This window comes from Shewanella glacialipiscicola (genome assembly GCF_023283485.1).
Lineage (GTDB): Bacteria > Pseudomonadota > Gammaproteobacteria > Enterobacterales > Shewanellaceae > Shewanella > Shewanella glacialipiscicola.
Genome location: NZ_JAKILU010000003.1, coordinates 211,644 through 231,887, shown reverse-complemented (window position 1 = coordinate 231,887; position 20,244 = coordinate 211,644). Strand labels below are relative to the sequence as shown.

Here is a 20,244-nt window from a genome sequence, read left to right as displayed (position 1 = left end):
CTAGAATGAAAAAGAAATTAAACAACAAGGGCGGACATGGCCGCCCTTTAGAGGGATTATAAACTGTTGATTTGTCTTTTTAAATCAAAGTTGTCAGAGGTGACGTGACGTTCTAAATTTTGTAGTCTGATTTCTAAACTTCTAAATTGACGACTCACGTCGCTCAGCGCTTGCTTTGCGGGTTCTCCCGATTGCCACGGCTTCTTCTTTAGCTCGATGTCGTCTCTATCGTAATGTTTTTGTGGCTTGATATCTAAAATCACCCACAAAGCGACATAAATGATAAATACAACACCTGAACCGCCGAGTAAGAAGATAGACACTGCTAACACTCGTACTAGCCAGGTTTCAATCGCAAAGTAATCAGCAATCCCAGCACAAACACCCGCTATTTTGCCTGACTGGGGAATGCGGTACAAAGTACGACCATTAGTTCCTCTCATGTTTCCCCCTCCATTCAGGCGACTCTGTATCCAGAATCGCCTCTAAGGTCTCAATACGATCTGCCATTTTATCGGCTTTAGAGATCAAATCATTGAGTTGTGAAAACTCTTCCTCAGTGAGTCCCTGGCTCACTTGTCGCTTACTGCGATAATGAAGAACTAACCATATAGGCGCGACTATCACCATAAAAATAATAATCGGCGCCATTAGCATGTCCATATCCATAACTCACCTCTGAATTGTTATTCTTTTGACTTAGTTGGCGCTTTACTTTTTATCTTGGCTTTTAGTGCTGCCAGTTCTGCATTCACAGAATCTTCCGCTTCTAGCGCCGCAAACTCATCGGCTAAAGTCTTTTTACTGCCAAGATCATAGGATTCAACTTGGGCTTCTAAGCCTTCGACACGACGCTCATATTGCTCAAATTTGAGCATAGCGTTGTCAATCTTGCTTGAATCTAATTGTTTTTTCACTTCTAAGCGTGATGACGCGGTTTGCGTACGCAAAATAATAGTCTTTTGGCGCGCTTTAGCATCGAGCAGCTTTTCTTGTAACATGCCCACTTCATCTTTCAAGCGTGCAATATGTTCCTCGATAACGGCTAACTCTTGATTCAGCGTGTCAGCTAAACCTGTCGCTTTTTGCTTTTCAACTAAAGCGGCTTTAGCTAAATCTTCACGGTCTTTCGACAGTGCCAGTTCAGCCTTATCTTGCCAATCTTGCACTTGCTCTAACACGCGGTTGATACGGCGTTGCAGCTCTTTCTTCTCTGCTAACACTTTAGCTGAGGTGGAACGCACTTCAACGAGTGTATCTTCCATTTCTTGGATAATCAGTCGAACCATTTTTTCTGGGTCTTCAGCTTTATCCAGCAATGCGCTGATATTAGAGTTAATGATATCGGCGAAACGAGAGAAAATTCCCATAATCCTATCCTCAAATTGATGTTGGTCTCGTATAAGGTAATACACTAACCGTGCCAACTCTTAATTTTATAATAAATACAATTACCTAAACAAAATATTAACTTTTTACTTCCTTTTACGTTCCAAGCCACCTATTATCATTTTCACCAAATTTTAGCGCGAAAGACTAAAAAATATCGTGGATAATAAATTTCAGCAAGACAACCTCATCGGTCAATCTAACGCCCTACTCGAAGTATTAGAACATGTGTCGCAACTTGCACCGCTGTCTAAACCCGTGCTGATTATTGGTGAACGTGGCACAGGTAAAGAGCTTATTGCTGAGCGCTTACATTATTTGTCCAAGCGCTGGGATCAAAGTTTTATCAAGCTAAACTGTTCATCGTTAAGTGAAAACTTACTCGAAAGTGAGTTATTTGGCCACGAATCAGGCGCTTTTACCGGCGCAAAAGGTAAACACGAAGGCCGTTTCGAGCGTGCCGATGGCGGTACGTTATTCCTTGACGAACTCGCCAACACCTCAGGACTTATTCAAGAAAAATTACTGCGCGTGATTGAATATGGTGAATTTGAACGAGTAGGCGGCAGTAAAACCGTGCAGGCTGATGTTCGTTTAATCTGCGCCGCCAACGAAGATTTACCATCACTTGCTGAGGCAGGCGAATTTCGTGCCGACTTGTTAGATAGACTCGCGTTTGATGTCATCACGTTGCCGCCACTGCGTTGTCGTCCCGAAGATATTATGACGCTGGCGGAATACTTCGCTATAGGAATGGCACGGCAATTGAAACTACAACTTTTCAGCGGTTTTAGCCCCAATGCCATCGAGCAGCTAATGACCTACGATTGGCCGGGTAATATCCGCGAGCTTAAAAACGTCGTTGAGCGCAGCGTGTATCGTAATGGCGGTGAAAATTGTCCTATTGAGCATATCACCCTCGATCCCTTTGCTTCGCCTTATCGCCCTAAAATGCGAATGAAAACACGCGAACGTCAAATAGCCTCAGTTACACCCACCACTGTGATAAGTACGCCACAAGCTACACCAATAGCTGAGGTTGAAGTCCAAACCCTCTCAGGTTCGCCAGCCAATAGCTTTAATTTTCCATTGGACTTTAAAGAACAAACCGAGAAATATGAGATGGACCTGATTCAGCAGGCACTATCAAACAGCCAATACAACCAAAAGAAGACCGCTGACATGCTCGGATTAAGTTATCACCAACTACGTGGCATCCTCAAAAAGTACAATTTACTGGATAAAGCATAAGCAGATTGCCCACGGGGGAGATGCACTGCTAAAATGGGCATTCATAGTCGATAAAATAATGATTTATAAATGAGTATGCAAATTAGACGCTGGTGCCTAACAACTGCAGTAATCTGCATGAGTGGGTTGTTGGTCGCATGTAGTCCTCAACAACTCCCTTCTGGTTTGGTGTATTGCTCCGAAGGGAATCCTGAGTCATTTAATCCACAATTGGTGACCTCTGGCACCACAATTGATGCGACTTCACATCAGATTTACAGTCGACTCATCGATTATGATACCCAGTCAGGTACACTCGTCCCTAGTTTGGCAACGAGTTGGACCATGTCAGATGATGGTTTAAGCTATCGATTCACTCTCAGAGAAAATGTACAGTTCCAGCATTCAAGCCGTTTTACCCCAAGTCGAACTTTTAATGCCGACGATGTGTTGTTCTCCTTTAATCGCATTATCGATACTCAGCATCCTTATCATTTTGTCTCTCGCACTGGCTATCCCTTCTTTCAAAGTATTGGCTTTGCAAAGCAAGTTAAAGGGATTGAGAAAGTTAATGGATATGAAGTGGTTTTTTATTTAAACCGTAAAGATGCGTCGTTTCTATCCAATCTAGCAACCGACTTCGCCATTATTTTGTCAGATGAATATGCACAGCAACAGTTAGCGTTAGGCCAGCCAGAAAACGTGGATCACTTTGCTATTGGCACGGGTCCCTTCACCTTAGTTCAGTATGCCAAAAATGAATATATCCGCTATCGACGCAACCCTGACTTTTGGGGAGAGCCTGCGAATGTTGATATGTTAGTCTTTGATATCACGCCAAAAAGCACCACTCGACTCGCGAAACTGATTACCGGTGACTGCAGTGTATCAGCTCTACCTAAAGCCAGTGAGCTAGCCGTTATCAAACAACATGAAGAATTAAATATTGAATCTCAACCCGGGCTTAATGTGGCATTTTGGGCTTTTAATACACAGAAACCACCCTTAGATGATGTCCGTGTGCGTCGCGCCCTAGCCTACGCTGTTGATAAACAAGATATTCTACGGGCGGTTTATCAAAATACGGCCATTGAAGCGACAGGCGTCCTGCCACCCGCTTCTTGGGCCTATGAAAACAATAAAAGAGTTGATGACTATAATCCGCAAAAAGCACGTGATTTATTGCAAGAGGCGGGTATAAAAAACCTCACTATCGATATTTGGGCTATGCCTGTTGCCCGCGCTTATAATCCTAACACCATGAAAACAGCTGAGTTAATCCAATCAGATCTCGCCAATATTGGCGTAAAAGTGAATATTATCAGTTACGATTGGAGCGTGTTTACTCAAAGGCTTAGTCGTGATGAATATGATTCCGTACTCATTGGCTGGAATGCTGATAACAGCGATCCGGATAACTTTTTTACGCCATTACTGAGCTGTTCAGCAATGCAATCGAACAATAATCGATCACGTTGGTGTAACCCTGAGTTTGATGCTCTACTAAACAGCGCGAGGGAAATTGCGGACCAAGCCGAACGTAAAGTGATTTACCAACAGGCAGAGGCCTTTTTAGCCGACCAAGTCCCTCTGCTTAGTTTTGCCCATGCTAAACGCGTTGTTTTAAAACGACATGATATTAGCAATATGCAGTTAACTCCCTTTGGCGGGATCTCCTTTGCGCATACCAGCCAAGTCCAACCGGAGGCGAATTAATGTTTACCTATCTATTACGCCGCCTTAATTTGTTCCTTGCGACCTCATTAGTGATGATAGGGGTATTATTTTATGCCACAGGTTTATTTCCAGTTGAACGTACCTATGCATTAACGGGGATCCATGCGCCAACAACAAGCCAGTTGGTTCAAATCGAACAAGACTATAAGTTAAATCAAAACTCAGGCTGGCAATTTATCGCCTACCTGCAACAGCGGCTTAGCGGTAATTTAGGTATTTCAGTAACGTCACACCAACACGTCGCTGAAGAGCTACGTTCTGTTTTACCGGCCTCTTTTGAGTTAGCCACAATGGCGGCCATTATCGCCATTTGTCTCGGAGTCCCTTTAGGCGTGCTGGCCTCCCAAAGTCAGCATAAACTCACCCAAAATACTATTATGGCCATCACCTTAACCGGCTACTCAGTCCCGGTATTTTGGTTAGGATTGTATCTCTCTCTATGGTTTGGGGTCGATTTGGGTTGGTTACCCATTTCAGGTCAAATCAACCTATTATATGAAATCAAACCTATCACTGGTTTTATGTTGGTTGATACTTTGCTGTCGAAATCTGAATATGGTATGTCAGCGTTTAAAGATGCCCTACTGCATATTATTTTACCCGCGATGACCTTAGCAGTATTACCCTTTACCGTTGTCGTTCGTAGCACCCGCTCAGCCATGATGAATGTGATGGATCAAACCTATATCCGCGCAGCAGAAGCTCGCGGCATGCACACTAGCACCATCATACTGCGCCACGCCTTGCCTAATGCACTCATCCCTGTGCTTAAGCATTTAGGCCTAATGCTTGGCTCATTTGCTAGCTATGCTATTGTCGTTGAAGTGATTTTCTCTTGGCCGGGGGTAGGTTCTTGGCTGGTCTCAGGCATTTATCAACGGGATTATACTGTGATCCAGGGTGGTATTCTGGCTGTTGCCCTACTGATCATCTTCCTAAGTATCTTGATTGAAGTACTGCACACAGTCTTTAATCCATTGAGTAGAAAAGACCTTTATGCAACACGTTAAAATCTTTCAAGAAGATCGAATCGCTTCTCCAGCAAAACGGGTTTGGATGACGTTTTCGGCTAATCCTTTTGCCTTAGCCGGTCTGTGGACGATTTCGTTATTACTTTTACTCACCCTATTTGGCCCAATGATCGCACCCTTTGCGCCGGAAACACAAGATCCTAGAGCCCTACTATTACCTCCCTCTTGGGATCCTTCTGGTACAGTGACGCATTTTTTAGGCACTGACGATCTTGGGCGCGATATTTTTAGTCGATTATTATACGGTGCCCATCTTACCTTTGGTATGGCGTTACTGATTGTGATGACGGCACTGACAATGGGATTTATTATCGGGTCGCTGTCGGGCATGATGCGAGGGTTAAAATCCAGTATTCTTGCCCATTTACTCGATGCGCTTCTATCAATCCCATCGTTATTAATGGCCATTTTAGTCGTCGCCGTGATGGGACCAGGGTTAGAAAATGTTTTTTGGGCTGTTGGTATCGCGTTAACCCCGCAATTTGTTCGCTCAATTCATCATTCAGTGCATGAGGAGTTACAAAAAGAATACGTCACTGCCGCGCGTTTAGATGGCGCGAACTCACTGCAAATTTTTTGGTATGTGATCATGCCAAACGTTTGGGAAGTGGTCATTATTCAGACTACGCTGGCTATTTCTGCGGCAATTTTAGATATTGCGGCCCTCGGTTTTTTAAACTTAGGCGCACAAGCACCAAGTCCTGAATGGGGCGCTATGGTGGCACAAGGCATGGATAATCTATTAACCGCACCATGGGCTGTGACCATTCCGGGTTTAGCGATTCTCTTCAGTGTGCTGGCCATTAACTTGGTTGGTGATGGCTTACGGTCGGCGCTTGCGCCCATCAGAAACTAACTTATGCCTTTACTCGACATACGCAATCTAACGATTGAACTCGATACTCCCCACGGTAGAGTGCGGGCACTTGAAAATGTCAGCTTAACCCTTAATGCCGGTGAAATTCATGGTCTAGTCGGTGAGTCTGGTTCAGGCCGTAGTTTATTAGCAAGGGCGATCTTAGGAATACCGGGACCTAGCTGGACGATTACTGCTGACCGTATGATGTGGGATGGTAGTAACCTGATGGCCATGAGCTCAAAAGAGCGTCGTAACCTGATGGGCTCAGATATTGCGATGATTTTTCAAGACCCCTCGGGTAGTTTAGATCCCACTCAAACCATTGGCCGCCAATTAATGCCGGCGATGCCTAAAAATCCAAATACTTATTTTTGGAAACGGCGCAGACATGCGCGACTTACGGCACAAAAATGGTTACATAAAGTCGGGATTAAAAATCCTCGGCAAGTCATGTCAAGCTATGCATGGCAGCTATCTGAAGGTGAGTGCCAAAAGGTGATGATCGCTATGGCGGTGGCTAACCAACCTCGCCTTTTAATTGCCGACGAACCGACAAGCTCAATGGAGCTCAGTACTCAAGCACAAATTTTCAGGCTATTATCGCAATTAAATCAATTACAAAACGTATCGATTTTATTGATAAGCCACGAGCTGGAAACCTTAGCCCAATGGTGCGATCACTTATCGGTACTCTATTGTGGTCAAGTGATGGAATCAGGACCGACGGACGATGTCATCAAGCAGCCCTATCATCCTTACACCAAAGCACTGCTGGATAATATGCCCGGCTATTCAGGTGTCATTGGACACAAAGCCATCATGGCTACATTACCAGGCTCAGCCCCTGCATTGCAGCATTTACCTATTGGTTGCCGTTTAGGACCGCGTTGTCCTGAAGCACAAAAAAAATGCGTTCATCAGCCAAAGTTGAGTCATATAAAAGACCGCTATTTTGCCTGTCATTTCCCTTATCACGGCGACACTCCAAATGACGACCCCACTGCTTAAAGTTAACGACCTTTATAAAAGGTACGATATTGGTTATAAAGGCTTTTCGCGTCAGTATAAGAATGCGCTAGCCCCGATTTCCTTTGAGTTAAACCGCGGTGAAACCTTAGCTATCGTCGGTGAAACGGGTTCGGGCAAAAGTACACTCGCACGGATTTTAGTTGGCGCAGAGTCTCGCAGCGGCGGTGAAATATTATTTGAGGGGGAAGCATTAGACAGTCGTAATCTTAAGCAAAGATGTCGCTTAATCAGGATGATTTTCCAAGATCCGAATACCTCGCTTAATCCGCGGCTAACAATAGGGCAACTACTCGATGAACCCTTAAAATTCAATACTCAATTATCATCACACTCGCGTCAAACGCAAGTGGTGGATGCGTTGAGAAAAGTAGGCTTATTACCCGAGCATGCAGACTTTTATCCGCATATGATTTCTGAAGGTCAAAAACAACGGGTTGCAGTTGCACGAGCCTTAATGTTAAATCCTAAAATCATTATTGCCGATGAAGCATTAACCGCTTTGGATCTTTCGGTACGCTCGCAAATTTTAAATTTACTACTGAAATTGCAAAAAGAACTCGGTTTATCCTATATATTCGTATCCCATAATCTCAATATTATTCGCCATGTCAGCGATAAAATAATGGTGCTTCACAAAGGCATTATGGTTGAGAAAGCATCGACAGAACAGATGTTTAGCTCACCTCAGCATGAATACACCCAGAGGTTGATTCAAGAGCAAAGTGTGTTTGTCCACAAACGTTAAACTGCTCCAACCACTTAAGTAATCGGATGAATTGGCTAAAAATAGGTGCCATTTACCCGCTTAAATATTTATCCTATTGGCTATTTTGATAGAAGAGCTTAAACATGATTATCAAACCAAAAATTCGTGGATTCATTTGTACCACTACACATCCAGTTGGTTGTGAAGCAAACGTGAAAGAACAAATCACATTTACCAAAGCAAAAGGTAAAATAGCTAATGGCCCTAAAAAGGTATTAGTAGTAGGTTCATCAAGCGGTTATGGCTTGTCTTCTCGTATTGCAGCAGCATTTGGTAGCGATGCTGCCACCATTGGGGTGTTCTTTGAAAAACCGGGGACTGAAACTAAACCGGGTACTGCAGGTTGGTACAACACTGCAGCCTTTGATAAGTTTGCTAAGGCAGAGGGTTTATATTCTAAAAGTGTTAACGGTGATGCATTTAGTCACGAAGCAAAACAAAAAGTTATCGAGCTAATTAAGCAAGATCTTGGTGAAATCGATATGGTCGTTTACTCACTGGCTTCGCCTGTGCGTAAACTACCGGATTCTGGTGAGTTAATTCGTTCAGCCTTAAAACCAATTGGCGAAACTTACACCGCGACTGCCGTTGATACCAATAAAGACTGCATTATTGAAGCCACAGTAGAACCTGCAACTGAACAAGAGATTGCAGATACGGTTACCGTAATGGGCGGCGAAGATTGGGAACTGTGGATCAAAGCTTTATCTGACGCTGGCGTTTTAGCCGATAACTGTAAGACAGTTGCCTATAGCTACATTGGTACTGAGCTCACTTGGCCTATCTACTGGCACGGCGCACTTGGCAAGGCCAAGATGGATCTCGATCGTGCGGCAAAAGCCTTAAATGAGCAACTGTCTCGCACCGGTGGCAGTGCCAATGTTGCAGTGCTTAAAAGCGTAGTAACTCAAGCAAGCTCGGCAATCCCAGTAATGCCATTGTATATTGCTATGGTGTTCAAAAAGATGCGCCAAGAGGGCCTGCATGAGGGTTGTATGGAGCAAATCTATCGTCTATTTACTGAGCGTCTATTCCGCGCTGACGGCGCTAAACCCGAGACGGACAGCGACAACCGCTTGCGCCTCGATGACTGGGAACTGCGGGAAGATATTCAGCAGCACTGCCGTAATTTATGGCCACAAGTCACGACTGAAAACCTATCAGAACTAACTGATTACCGTGAATATAAAGCCGAATTCATTAAGTTATTTGGCTTTGGTATCGAAGGCATTGATTACGATGCTGATGTTAACCCCTATGTTGAGTTTGACGTTATTGAGCTTTAATCAACGCTAATAATTAGTTAGCGCTCACAAAAGCATTAAACGCCACTTTTTAGTGGCGTTTATATTTATAACGCTCTGATTAAAATGGTTATACTAGCTTTGTTAATTTATAAAAAATATTTATCATGTCCAGCACTTTTCAGTCGGTAAGCTCACACATGCTGTATTAGATAAACTGAGCTGTCATCCGTCAGAGAGACGCTGAACTGATTGAATATTAAAACTCTTAGTTTGAAATACTCTATAAGGAAATATAATGAAAATTAGCGCAAGAAACACACTCAGCGGCACAATAAAATCAATCGAAATGGGCGCCGTTAATAATGAAGTCACAATTGAGCTCGCGCCTGGCGTAGTATTAACGTCAGTAGTCACTAAAGCTTCCTGTGAGCGTCTTGGCCTTAAAGTGGGTGATTCTGCCTATGCACTCATCAAAGCCAGTAGCGTGATGATAGGCGTTGACGACTAACCCCCGAATCATTAGTACTGAGTAATGGGTTATTATTGTATTGATAGATAGATAAAACCGTCCTCTTTTTAAAAAAAAGAACTAAAAACAAAAAAGGCCAAGTAAAATTACTTGGCCTTTTTAATTAACATTTATCAGTAGCATGGCAGGTTTACCCCGCCACCTTATACTTGGACTACTCAGCTACAGGGTAAAGCACCTTAGCGTTAGCCTTTAACGAATCAATCAGCCCACGGTAGTCAGCTTCACTGTATTGTGCGTTCAAGCGTTGTTTAAGCGCATTAACGAGCTCATCGCTTACGCCTTCTGCTGCGTTAACTTTATCGAGTGCAACGACGGCATAACCATTGGCTAAAGCAACAATGTCTACAACCGCAGTTGAGCTAGGTGTTGGCATTTGGAACGCCTTACCTACAATTGCAGCGTCTACGTCCTGCGCATCACGAGCGAGCTTAACTTTAGACACGAATGCCAAATCAGTTGCTCCGGCCTTCACTTGTGCCATCAACTCTTGTGCTTTAGCACGCGCAGCATCATTGGCTCGTTCTTGCTTTAAACGTTCCACAATGCTGTCTTTTACTTCAGCTAACGCCATTGTGCCCGAATCACGATGCTCTTTTATACGAATAACCACAACATGGTTAGGCTCAAGCTCAATCACTTCACTGTTTAATCCTTTCAGCATAACCGTGTCAGAGAAAGCGGCTTTGACTAAGTCAGGCTTGTTGAGCGCAGCAGGAACGTTATCGCGAGAAAACAGAGTTGTAGTCTTAACATCGACACCCACAGCTTTTGCCGTTTCAGATAGCGTATCTGGTACTTCATAGCTGGTATCGGCTAATTTACTTTGTAAGCTATAAAACTGATCAACAGCGTGCTTATCTTGCAACTGAGCGACTATTTTAGCTTTAACATCATCAAATGGTACTGTTGCACCGGCTTGCACATCTAATAACTTAATAATGTGGAAACCAAAGTCAGTTTTAACGACTGCTGAATGTTGACCTTTATTTAATGCAAACAATGCAGCATCAAAAGACGGGTCCATTACGCCAGGTTCAAACCAATCCAGCTTGCCGCCCTGCTCAGCACTCAAGGTATCATCTGAATGTGTTTTTGCTAATGCAGCAAAATCGGCGCCATTATCTAATTGCTTAACGATATCTTCTGCTTTGGTTTTTGCCGCAGCTTCATCAGTGCCTGGCATGACCAAAATATGTGCCGCTAAACGTTTTTCATTAGACACGTATTGCACTTTATGTTCTTCGTAATAAGCTCGCGCTTCATCATCTGAAACTGGGCTATTTTTAGCGAAATCGGCAGCATTTAACTCAACATATTCTAAGCTCACCATTTCAGGGCTAATAAACTGCCCTTGGTTAGCGTCGTAATAATTTTTGACTTGTTCATCGCTGACAACTGCGGTCGCGAAAAAAGGCGCGGAGTCGACAAGCAAATAACGCACATCACGTGTTTGGCCTTGAAGTTCTGCCAATTGCTTAGCTTCACCAGGCAAAACAAACTCAGTGCCAATAAGCGCTGCAGTTAACTGACGACGGGTCATATCGACACGCATCATATCTCTGAAAGCTTGAGGCTGATAACCTAACTGGCGCAAAATAGCTTGATAACGATCATTATCAAATCTGCCATCCGTTTGGAATGCCGGTTCAGTTTTAACTGCATTAATAATCTGTTCGTCAGAAACGCGCAGACCCATAGTTTTAGCCGCTTGGTCAATTAATTTATCAGCAACTAAGCGCTCTAATACGCTTTGTTTAATACTTTCTAGGTATCTTTCGTCTGCCGATAATGCGGCAAACATTTCACCGAGTTGTTGCTCCATACGAGAGCGCTCGCTCTGGTAGGCTTGTTCTAATTCTGCTTTAGTGATCATGTCACCATTAACTTCTGCTGCGGGTTCATCAGTGGTTGAGCCTAAGTAGCTACTGACACCTGCGAATGCAAAAGATAAAATCACAAGTACGAGAATGCTTTTAGCAATCACGCCTTGCGAACCGTCGCGGATCTTTTCTAACATCAGATTTCTCGCTTGTTGCGATTAACAAAATAAAAAGGCGCATCAGTTCGAGATGCGCCTTTCTGTAATTTATGGGGATGATTCAGACGCTACCACAGGTAATCTCTAAAACCCCGAGTAATGGTAGAAACTAAGCTTCATATTCCATTACTTTCAATTCGTAAAAAGCACTGATAAACAGTGCTTGTAATTACGAACGCCTTACAAAGGCTACGATATTAATGATTAGTTAACAGCGTCTTTCAGTGCTTTACCGGCTTTGAATGCTGGAATTTTAGCTGCTGCGATTTTGATCTCTTCACCCGTTTGAGGGTTGCGACCAGTACGCTCAGCGCGTTCACGCACTTCAAAAGTACCAAAACCAACAAGAGAAATTTTATCGCCTTCTTTCAGACCTTCAGTCACAGCAGCGATAAAAGAATCCAGTGCGCGGCCAGCAGCGGCTTTAGAAATGTCAGCACCAGATGCGATTTTCTCGATTAGTTCAGATTTGTTCATGTCATCCCCTTGAATGTAATTTTTTTTTGCGCCGCAACCAAATCCATGTCTAGAGCGGTCTGCGGAGGCTTTTATAACAAGCTTGAATTCAAAGTTCAAGCTGAGTTCGAAAACCAAAGAATTAAAACTGGATACAGCTCAAAGCCAGTTGCGCCAAGGGCTTGGAGCAGCTGGCTCTCCACAGACCTAGGCTACCACAGGTCTGCGCTTTGTTAAGCCCTTTTTTCATTTTTTTTAGCGTGATAACGCAATTTCTTGCGTTATGCCAAGTTTTTAACCACTTCGAAGCCTTCAACGGGTCTTTCTAATGCCAGTTTCAGTACTTCATCGACCCAACGCACGGGACGAATTTCTAAATCAGCGATCACATTGGCTGGAATTTCTTCCAAATCACGCTCATTTTCCTTTGGAATCAATACTAACTTTATACCGCCACGGTGAGCGGCCAGCAGCTTCTCTTTTAAACCACCAATAGGTAACACTTCACCACGTAGGGTTATTTCACCTGTCATGGCTACATCGGCACGTACTGGGTTACCCGTTAAGCTTGATACTAAAGCGGTACACATGGCCGCACCGGCCGATGGGCCATCTTTTGGCGTGGCACCTTCTGGTACGTGCACGTGGATATCACGCTTCTCGTAGAAGTCAGCATTAATACCTAATTGTTCCGCACGGGCACGAACGACTGTCATTGCCGCTTGAATTGACTCTTGCATCACATCACCAAGAGAACCGGTATAAGTTAACTTACCTTTGCCTGGTACTGATGTTGCTTCAATCGTCAGCAAATCACCGCCGACTTGAGTCCAGGCTAAACCGGTCACTTGACCGATTTGGTTTTTCGACTCAGCTTTACCGTAATCAAAACGCTGCACGCCAAGGAACGATTTAAGATTATCTTGATTAACCGTCACAGACTTAACTGACTTATCAAGTAAAATCATCTTCACGACTTTACGGCAAATTTTAGACAACTCACGTTCAAGTGAACGTACGCCAGCTTCACGGGTGTAATAACGGATGATGCCGACTATCGCACTATCATCCACATAAATTTCACTCGCTTTTAAGCCATTACGCTCAATTTGCTTATTCAACAAATGTTGTTTGGCGATATTCAGCTTTTCATCTTCGGTGTAACCCGATAAACGGATCACTTCCATACGGTCAAGTAGCGGCCCTGGAATATCCATCGAGTTCGACGTTGCCACGAACATTACATCAGATAAGTCATAATCAACTTCAAGATAATGATCGTTAAACGTTGAGTTTTGCTCAGGATCTAACACTTCCAATAGTGCCGATGCTGGGTCGCCACGCATGTCTGAGCTCATTTTATCGATTTCATCGAGCAGGAATAATGGGTTTTTAACGCCCACTTTAGCCATTTTCTGAATGACTTTACCCGGCATAGAACCGATATAAGTACGGCGATGACCACGGATTTCCGCTTCATCACGCACGCCGCCTAAGGCAACACGCACATATTTACGACCCGTTGCCTTAGCGATAGATTGCCCCAGCGAAGTTTTACCCACACCTGGTGGTCCAACTAAACACAGAATAGGCCCTTTAAGCTGACGAACTCGGCTTTGCACGGCCAAATATTCCAAAATACGTTCTTTAACTTTTTCAAGACCAAAATGATCCGCGTCGAGTACGTCTTTAGCTTTTGCTAAATCGCGCTTGATTTTAGAGCGTTGGCTCCAAGGCACTGCTGTCATCCAATCGACATAGCTGCGCACAACAGTAGCCTCAGCAGACATAGGCGACATCATACGTAACTTGTTCAGCTCGGCGAGGGCTTTTTCTTTCGCATCGCTTGGCATATTGGCGTCTTCAATCTTACGATTTAAGACGTCAAATTCGTCATGGCCTTCGTCTAAATCACCCAGTTCTTTCTGGATGGCTTTCATCTGTTCGTTGAGATAATACTCACGCTGGCTCTTTTCCATCTGTTTTTTAACGCGAGTACGGATACGTTTCTCAACCTGTAATAGGTCGATTTCCGATTCCATCATCGCCATTAAATATTCTAGACGTTCACCGACGTTGACCATCTCAAGCACAGATTGCTTATCTTCAAGCTTAAGCGGCATGTGAGCAGCCATAGTATCTGCCAGACGCGCCGCTTCATCGATTCCCGATAAAGAGGTCAAGACTTCTGGCGGGATCTTTTTGTTCAGCTTGATATAACCTTCAAACTGACCAATAGCACTGCGCACTAACACTTCTTCTTCTTTGTCTTCCAGCGGCTCTGATTCCAGATACTCAGCCTTAGCTACAAAGAACTCTGTTTCTTGGGTATAAGCGGTAATACGGGCACGACGGCCGCCTTCAACCAGCACTTTCACAGTGCCATCTGGCAGCTTGAGTAACTGTAAAATAGAGGCGACGGTACCGACTTCGAAGATGTCATCTTTAGATGGTTCATCGAGTTCAGCATCACGCTGCGCCACTAAAATAATTTGTTTATCCTGTGCCATTGCCGTTTCGAGACATCGAATAGATTTTTCTCGTCCGACAAATAACGGAATTACCATATGGGGATAGACCACCACATCTCGCAGTGGCAGCACGGGGAGTTCGATATGCGCTTCACGCTCTTGGGTCATAGCTCGATTCCGTTTTGGTGAAATGGATTAATACTGGAGTATATTGGGACGCTTTATTGAGTTTCAATGGCTAATACGAAAAAAGGAGCCCATTGGACTCCTTGTTTTTCAGTTTATTAACGATCAGTACAATTATTGTTCGCCAGAGGCAGTTTGGGTCTCATTGGACTCATAAATCAAGATAGGTGCAGATTCACCTTTCACGACTGATTCATCGACAACGGCCTTCACTACACCATCAACTGAAGGAATATCGTACATAGTATCCAGTAGAATACTTTCAACGATTGAGCGTAAACCGCGGGCGCCTGTCTTACGTGACATCGCTTTATGTGCAATCGCTTTGAGTGCATCTTCGCGGAACTCAAGTTCTACACCTTCCATCTCAAATAACGCACTGTATTGCTTAGTGAGCGCGTTTTTAGGTTGAGATAAAATTTGTACTAAGGCTTCTTCATCTAACTCAGTTAACGTTGCGACCACTGGCAAACGGCCAATAAACTCTGGGATCAGGCCATATTTGACTAAGTCGCCCGGCTCAACTTGAGCGAGGGTTTCAGAGATAGATGCCTTCTCCTTCTCGCCTTTCACTTGAGCACCAAAACCGATACCCGAGCCAACGTGTGCACGTTGTTCGATGACCTTTTCAAGCCCCGCAAATGCACCACCACAGATAAACAGGATCTTAGAAGTATCAACCTGTAAGAACTCTTGTTGTGGATGCTTACGGCCACCTTGTGGTGGAACCGCGGCAACAGTACCTTCAATCAGCTTAAGCAGTGCTTGCTGCACGCCTTCACCCGATACGTCACGGGTAATTGATGGATTGTCAGACTTACGACTGATTTTATCAATTTCATCAATATAAACGATACCGCGCTGTGCCTTCTCAACATCGTAGTCGCACTTTTGCAGCAACTTTTGAATGATGTTTTCAACGTCTTCACCCACATATCCCGCTTCGGTCAATGTAGTTGCATCCGCCATAGTGAAAGGCACATTAAGTGAGCGAGCCAATGTTTCGGCCAATAGCGTTTTACCACTACCGGTTGGACCGATCAGCAAAATGTTACTTTTACCGAGCTCAATGCCGTCTTTAGGTGAGGCATTTTTTAAACGCTTATAGTGATTATAAACTGCCACAGCGAGCACTTTTTTTGCTCTGTCTTGGCCAATAACATAATCATCCAAATGCGCACGTAACTCATGCGGTGTCGGCAATTTATCACTATCGCGCTTAGGAGAGATCTCTTTAATCTCTTCACGAATAATGTCATTACATAACTCAACACATTCGTCGCATACATACACTGATGGGCCAGCAATGAGTTTTCTGACTTCATGCTGGCTCTTTCCGCAAAAAGAGCAGTACAGCAGTTTACCACTGTCACCATTATTTTTGTTGTCGCCCATTAATTACCTCATTTTGCAGTCTGCTGTACTGCCTGTCTTAAATTTGCTTAACTTTTACAGAGCATAGCTCAGTCAAAAGCAAAAATCAGCCGCGTTTAGTCATCACCGAGTCAACTAACCCGTATTCAACGGCTTGAGTGGCGCTCATAAAATTATCACGATCTGTGTCGCGCTCAACCACTTCAAGTGGTTGGCCAGTATGTTCGGCTAGCATCTGGTTAAGTTTATTCTTAATGCCTAGGATTTCTTTGGCATGAATAGCAATGTCAGAAGCTTGCCCTTGAAAACCGCCCAGTGGTTGATGGATCATCACGCGAGAATTAGGTAAACAGTGACGTTTGCCCTTCTCACCACCGGCTAACAAGAAAGCACCCATGCTTGCGGCTTGGCCGATACAAACAGTACTCACATTTGGCTTGATAAACTGCATAGTATCATAAATAGCCATACCTGCCGTTACTGAGCCACCAGGAGAGTTTATATATAAGAAAATATCCTTATCTGGGCTTTCTGATTCTAAGAACAATAATTGCGCCACGATAAGGTTTGCCATGTGTTCTTCAACTTGACCAACCAAAAAGATAATCCGCTCTTTCAACAAACGAGAATAAATATCGTATGAGCGTTCACCCTTAGCGGTCTGTTCGATCACCATAGGCACTAAAGCACTTTGTATGTCTGACGCATTATGCATTATTCACTTCCCTAAATAAAAATGGCTCGCATGAGGAGCCTCATACGAGCCATTATAAATGGCGAACAGCTAATCAAGTCAAGCTTAGCTTATGCGCGACCTGTAGCCTTGTTCATAAATTCTTCAAAAGCGACTTCTTTTTCGGTCACTTTGGCAGATTTCAACAGTGCTTCAACTGCTTGCTCTTCTAAAGCAACGTTGCGCATGTTCTGCATCATTTCTTTATTACTGTTGTAATAAGCAACAACTTCACTTGGATCTTCGTAGGCTGAAGCCATAGAAGCGATCAAGCCTTGTACGCGTTCGTCTTCAGCTTTTAGCTCGTTAGTCTTGATAACTTCGCCTAATAGCAGACCGATTTTAACGCGACGAGCAGCTTGTTCAGTGAACAATTCCGCTGGTAATTCTGGCATGTTAGCCGTTTGGCCGCCAAAACGTTGCATGGCTTGCTGACGCAGTACGTTTACTTCAGCATCGATCAATGCTTTTGGTAAAGTGATATCGTTATTCGCTAACAAACCTTCGATCACTTGTTCTTTCACGTTAGCTTTTAACGCTTGCTCAAGTTCACGATTCATGTTTTTACGGATTTCAGCTTTTAGGGCTTCTAAGCCACCTTCGCTAATACCAAACAATGAAGCAAACTCATCGTTAACTTCTGGCAGGTTAGCAGCTTGAACTTCAGTCAAAGTAATCGCGAACTTAGCGGCTTTACCTTTGAGGTTTTCAGCGTGATATTCTTCAGGGAAGTTTACGTCGATAACAAATTCTTCGCCCGCTTTGTGACCTAAGATACCCGCTTCAAAACCCGGGATCATACGGCCACTACCTAATTGCAGTTCGAAATCGTCAGCTTTCCCGCCTTCAAACTCTTCACCGTCAACAGAACCGATAAAGTTCATTTTCACTTTATCGCCATCGGCAGCTGCGCGCTCAACAACGGCAAATGTTGCATGTTGTTTGCGTAAGGTTTCAATCATGGTATCAACGTCAGCGTCTGTTACCGTTGCTTTAGGTTGTTCTACTTCGATTGCATCTAAGCCTTTGAGTTCAACTTCTGGGTAGACTTCAAACGTAGCGATAAATTCAAATTTCTCGCCATCAGTTGAACCTGGTACGAAAGTCGGTGCACCCGCTGGGTTTAACTTCTCAGCAATAATTGCATCGATGAAGTTACGTTGCATTACTTCGCCCATGATATCTTGACGAATAGCAGCACCGTAACGTTTGTTAATGACTGTTACAGGTACTTTACCAGGACGGAAACCTGGAATACGAGCACGCTTAGCTTCACGTTGTAGACTGTCTTTAACCAGCTTTTCAATTTGTTCCGCAGGAACAGAAATGGTCAGGCGACGCTCTAGGCCTTGAGTTGCTTCAACAGAAACTTGCATTGTTTTACCTCGAAATTTGTCTAACGTCCTTTAGTAATAGCCGAGTTATCAACTATTCAGGTATTCGTTTCTTGATCATTAAATTTGACTACAATGCCTACCACCACTGGCTTTAGGCACAAGTCGCTCATAATATTTGATATCTATCAAGACGCGACATTATAGCCACCGTTTTCTGCAGAGTCGAGCCTCTATAGCCGAATCTGAGGTATAAAAAAAGCGACCTAGGTCGCTTTTTTTATTTTGTACTCAAAGTACTAAAAATGGGGTGACTGATGGGGCTCGAACCCACGACAACCGGAATCACAATCCGGGACTCTACCAACTGAGCTACAATCACCATTGAAACTGGTACGCCCGGCAGGATTCGAACCTGCGACCACCCGCTTAGAAGGCGGGTGCTCTATCCAACTGAGCTACGGGCGCATGGTTTTACAGAATGTTCTGTATCCTAACCGATTTGGAAAGCATTTATGCTAACCCTATCATTCGCTTTTTGAGTCCAAAATAGTTTTAACTCAAATTAGTGCAAATGATTTTAAAGTGGTCGGTGATAGAGGATTCGAACCTCTGACCCTCTGGTCCCAAACCAGATGCGCTACCGGGCTGCGCTAATCACCGAAAGTCTTGCTGTATAACAAAAACGAGGTTTACAGACGACATCAACACATGTGCCTGAGAACGGAGCGCATCTTATCGCCTCACTTTGCACCCGTCAACGATTTTTTTAATGATTGACTCTAGGTGCTGAATTATCAGGCTAATATCGTTTTTTAAATCCATTCGATATCAGCTTTAATCATGACACAGTAGCTGTGCCCTGTTAAAATAACGGCGATTGCCAATCTCTGTTTTAACCATCGCCCATATAAAGGATATCCTACACCCATGACAGCCCAAATAATCGACGGCAAGGCGATTGCTCAATCCATCCGCACTCAACTGCGTAAAAAAGTCACCGCCCGCAAAGAGGCTGGACAGCGCATACCGGGTTTAGCCGTAATATTAGTGGGGGCCGATCCGGCATCTCAGGTTTATGTTGGAAGCAAACGTAAGGCGTGTGAAGAAGTTGGCTTTATTTCTCATTCATACGATTTAGAAACCAGTTGCAGTGAACATGAATTATTAAGCCTTATTGATAGCCTTAATGATGATCCGACAATCGATGGCATTTTAGTGCAACTTCCCTTGCCTGCCCATATTGAAGATTCAAAAGTTATCGAGCGTATTCGCCCAGATAAAGATGTCGATGGCTTTCACCCATACAACGTTGGCCGTTTAGCCCAGCGTATTCCTGTGCTGCGCTCATGCACACCGATGGGCATCATGACGCTCATCAAATCCACCGGCGTTGATACCTATGGTTTAGATGCCGTAGTGGTTGGTGCATCTAATATTGTCGGTCGCCCTATGACCTTAGAATTACTGCTGGCGGGTTGCACTACGACCACTTGTCACCGTTTCACTAAAAATCTTGAGCAAAAAATCCGCCTCGCAGATTTAGTCGTCGTTGCGGTGGGTAAACCCGGCTTTATTCCTGGAGAATGGATAAAACCTGGCGCGATTGTCATTGATGTGGGCATTAACCGTTTAGATAACGGTTCCTTAGTCGGCGATGTGCAATATGATGTAGCAGCGCAACATGCCAGTTTTATTACTCCTGTACCTGGCGGCGTTGGCCCAATGACCATAGCAAGCCTTTTAGAAAACACCTTACACGCTGCAGAGCAGTATCACGACTAGGTTCTGGGTTCTGCAAGCATAAAAAAACCTGCATAATGCAGGTTTTT

Annotated in this window: 18 protein-coding genes and 3 tRNA genes; 9 read left to right on the top strand and 12 right to left on the bottom strand. The window is 44.1% G+C overall.

Going from position 1 to position 20,244, the window contains the following annotated elements; translation table 11 throughout:
* Positions 1-56: 56 nt before the first annotated feature.
* The 3 genes from pspC to pspA are packed head-to-tail and all read right to left on the bottom strand — an operon-like array spanning position 57 to position 1,370.
* Positions 57-443 carry an envelope stress response membrane protein PspC gene (gene pspC, locus L2717_RS04040; RefSeq protein WP_220772593.1) on the bottom strand — a complete coding sequence of 129 codons (387 nt, stop codon included), beginning with the start codon at positions 441-443 and terminating at the stop codon, positions 57-59.
* The gene (gene pspB, locus L2717_RS04035; protein WP_220772594.1) at positions 430-669 is read right to left on the bottom strand and encodes an envelope stress response membrane protein PspB; all 240 of its coding nucleotides are present in this window, start codon (positions 667-669) and stop codon (positions 430-432) included. Before pspB ends, pspC begins: the two co-directional genes overlap by 14 nt.
* Positions 670-686: 17 nt before the next feature.
* Positions 687-1,370, bottom strand: a complete 684-nt coding sequence (gene pspA / locus L2717_RS04030) for a phage shock protein PspA (RefSeq protein ID WP_220772595.1) — start codon at positions 1,368-1,370, stop codon at positions 687-689.
* Positions 1,371-1,548: 178 nt separating this feature from the next.
* On the opposite strand from pspA, the gene pspF reads away from it, so the two are divergent.
* The 8 genes from pspF to L2717_RS03990 all read left to right on the top strand — a co-directional run bounded on the left by pspF (position 1,549) and on the right by L2717_RS03990 (position 9,796).
* Positions 1,549-2,640 (top strand): phage shock protein operon transcriptional activator, encoded by a 1,092-nt coding sequence (gene pspF, locus L2717_RS04025; RefSeq protein WP_220772596.1) that lies wholly within the window; start codon positions 1,549-1,551, stop codon positions 2,638-2,640.
* 69 nt (positions 2,641-2,709) lie between these two features.
* Positions 2,710-4,335 (top strand): ABC transporter substrate-binding protein, encoded by a 1,626-nt coding sequence (locus tag L2717_RS04020; RefSeq protein ID WP_220772597.1) that lies wholly within the window; start codon positions 2,710-2,712, stop codon positions 4,333-4,335.
* Positions 4,335-5,366, top strand: a complete 1,032-nt coding sequence (locus tag L2717_RS04015; RefSeq protein WP_220772598.1) for an ABC transporter permease — start codon at positions 4,335-4,337, stop codon at positions 5,364-5,366. The genes L2717_RS04020 and L2717_RS04015 overlap by 1 nt, the downstream gene beginning before the upstream one ends.
* Positions 5,353-6,243, top strand: coding sequence for an ABC transporter permease subunit (locus tag L2717_RS04010; RefSeq protein ID WP_220772599.1), 891 nt, complete (start codon positions 5,353-5,355; stop codon positions 6,241-6,243). The genes L2717_RS04015 and L2717_RS04010 overlap by 14 nt, the downstream gene beginning before the upstream one ends.
* Positions 6,244-6,246: 3 nt before the next feature.
* Positions 6,247-7,254 (top strand): peptide ABC transporter ATP-binding protein, encoded by a 1,008-nt coding sequence (locus tag L2717_RS04005; protein WP_220772600.1) that lies wholly within the window; start codon positions 6,247-6,249, stop codon positions 7,252-7,254.
* A complete protein-coding gene (locus tag L2717_RS04000) occupies positions 7,235-8,020 on the top strand; it encodes a peptide ABC transporter ATP-binding protein (protein WP_220772601.1) in 786 nt (261 codons plus the stop codon). The genes L2717_RS04005 and L2717_RS04000 overlap by 20 nt, the downstream gene beginning before the upstream one ends.
* 104 nt (positions 8,021-8,124) lie before the next feature.
* Complete coding sequence (gene fabV, locus L2717_RS03995; protein WP_076498197.1) at positions 8,125-9,327, top strand: enoyl-ACP reductase FabV; 1,203 nt, start codon at positions 8,125-8,127, stop codon at positions 9,325-9,327.
* A gap of 256 nt (positions 9,328-9,583) precedes the next feature.
* Positions 9,584-9,796 (top strand): TOBE domain-containing protein, encoded by a 213-nt coding sequence (locus L2717_RS03990; RefSeq protein WP_006085368.1) that lies wholly within the window; start codon positions 9,584-9,586, stop codon positions 9,794-9,796.
* Positions 9,797-9,971: 175 nt separating this feature from the next.
* Here L2717_RS03990 and L2717_RS03985 read toward each other — a convergent pair whose 3' ends face one another.
* The 9 genes from L2717_RS03985 to L2717_RS03945 form a co-directional block, all read right to left on the bottom strand.
* On the bottom strand, positions 9,972-11,837 hold the full coding sequence (locus L2717_RS03985; protein ID WP_220772602.1) for a SurA N-terminal domain-containing protein: 1,866 nt from the start codon (positions 11,835-11,837) through the stop codon (positions 9,972-9,974).
* Positions 11,838-12,062: 225 nt separating this feature from the next.
* The gene (gene hupB / locus L2717_RS03980) at positions 12,063-12,335 is read right to left on the bottom strand and encodes a nucleoid-associated protein HU-beta (RefSeq protein WP_006081127.1); all 273 of its coding nucleotides are present in this window, start codon (positions 12,333-12,335) and stop codon (positions 12,063-12,065) included.
* Between the two features lie 260 nt (positions 12,336-12,595).
* Complete coding sequence (lon, locus tag L2717_RS03975) at positions 12,596-14,953, bottom strand: endopeptidase La (RefSeq protein WP_220772603.1); 2,358 nt, start codon at positions 14,951-14,953, stop codon at positions 12,596-12,598.
* A 132-nt stretch (positions 14,954-15,085) separates the two neighbouring features.
* Entirely contained in the window at positions 15,086-16,366 is a 1,281-nt protein-coding gene (gene clpX / locus L2717_RS03970; RefSeq protein ID WP_220772604.1) for an ATP-dependent protease ATP-binding subunit ClpX, read from the bottom strand.
* Positions 16,367-16,451: 85 nt separating this feature from the next.
* A complete protein-coding gene (clpP, locus tag L2717_RS03965) occupies positions 16,452-17,060 on the bottom strand; it encodes an ATP-dependent Clp endopeptidase proteolytic subunit ClpP (protein WP_006081124.1) in 609 nt (202 codons plus the stop codon).
* 89 nt (positions 17,061-17,149) lie between these two features.
* A complete protein-coding gene (tig, locus tag L2717_RS03960) occupies positions 17,150-18,454 on the bottom strand; it encodes a trigger factor (protein ID WP_220772605.1) in 1,305 nt (434 codons plus the stop codon).
* 264 nt (positions 18,455-18,718) lie between these two features.
* Positions 18,719-18,794, bottom strand: a tRNA-His gene (locus L2717_RS03955).
* Between the two features lie 9 nt (positions 18,795-18,803).
* Positions 18,804-18,880, bottom strand: a tRNA-Arg gene (locus L2717_RS03950).
* Between the two features lie 118 nt (positions 18,881-18,998).
* Positions 18,999-19,075: transfer RNA gene (locus tag L2717_RS03945), tRNA-Pro, on the bottom strand.
* A 267-nt stretch (positions 19,076-19,342) separates the two neighbouring features.
* Here L2717_RS03945 and folD point away from each other — a divergent pair.
* Positions 19,343-20,197, top strand: coding sequence for a bifunctional methylenetetrahydrofolate dehydrogenase/methenyltetrahydrofolate cyclohydrolase FolD (gene folD, locus L2717_RS03940; RefSeq protein ID WP_220772606.1), 855 nt, complete (start codon positions 19,343-19,345; stop codon positions 20,195-20,197).
* The last annotated feature ends 47 nt before the right edge of the window (positions 20,198-20,244 follow it).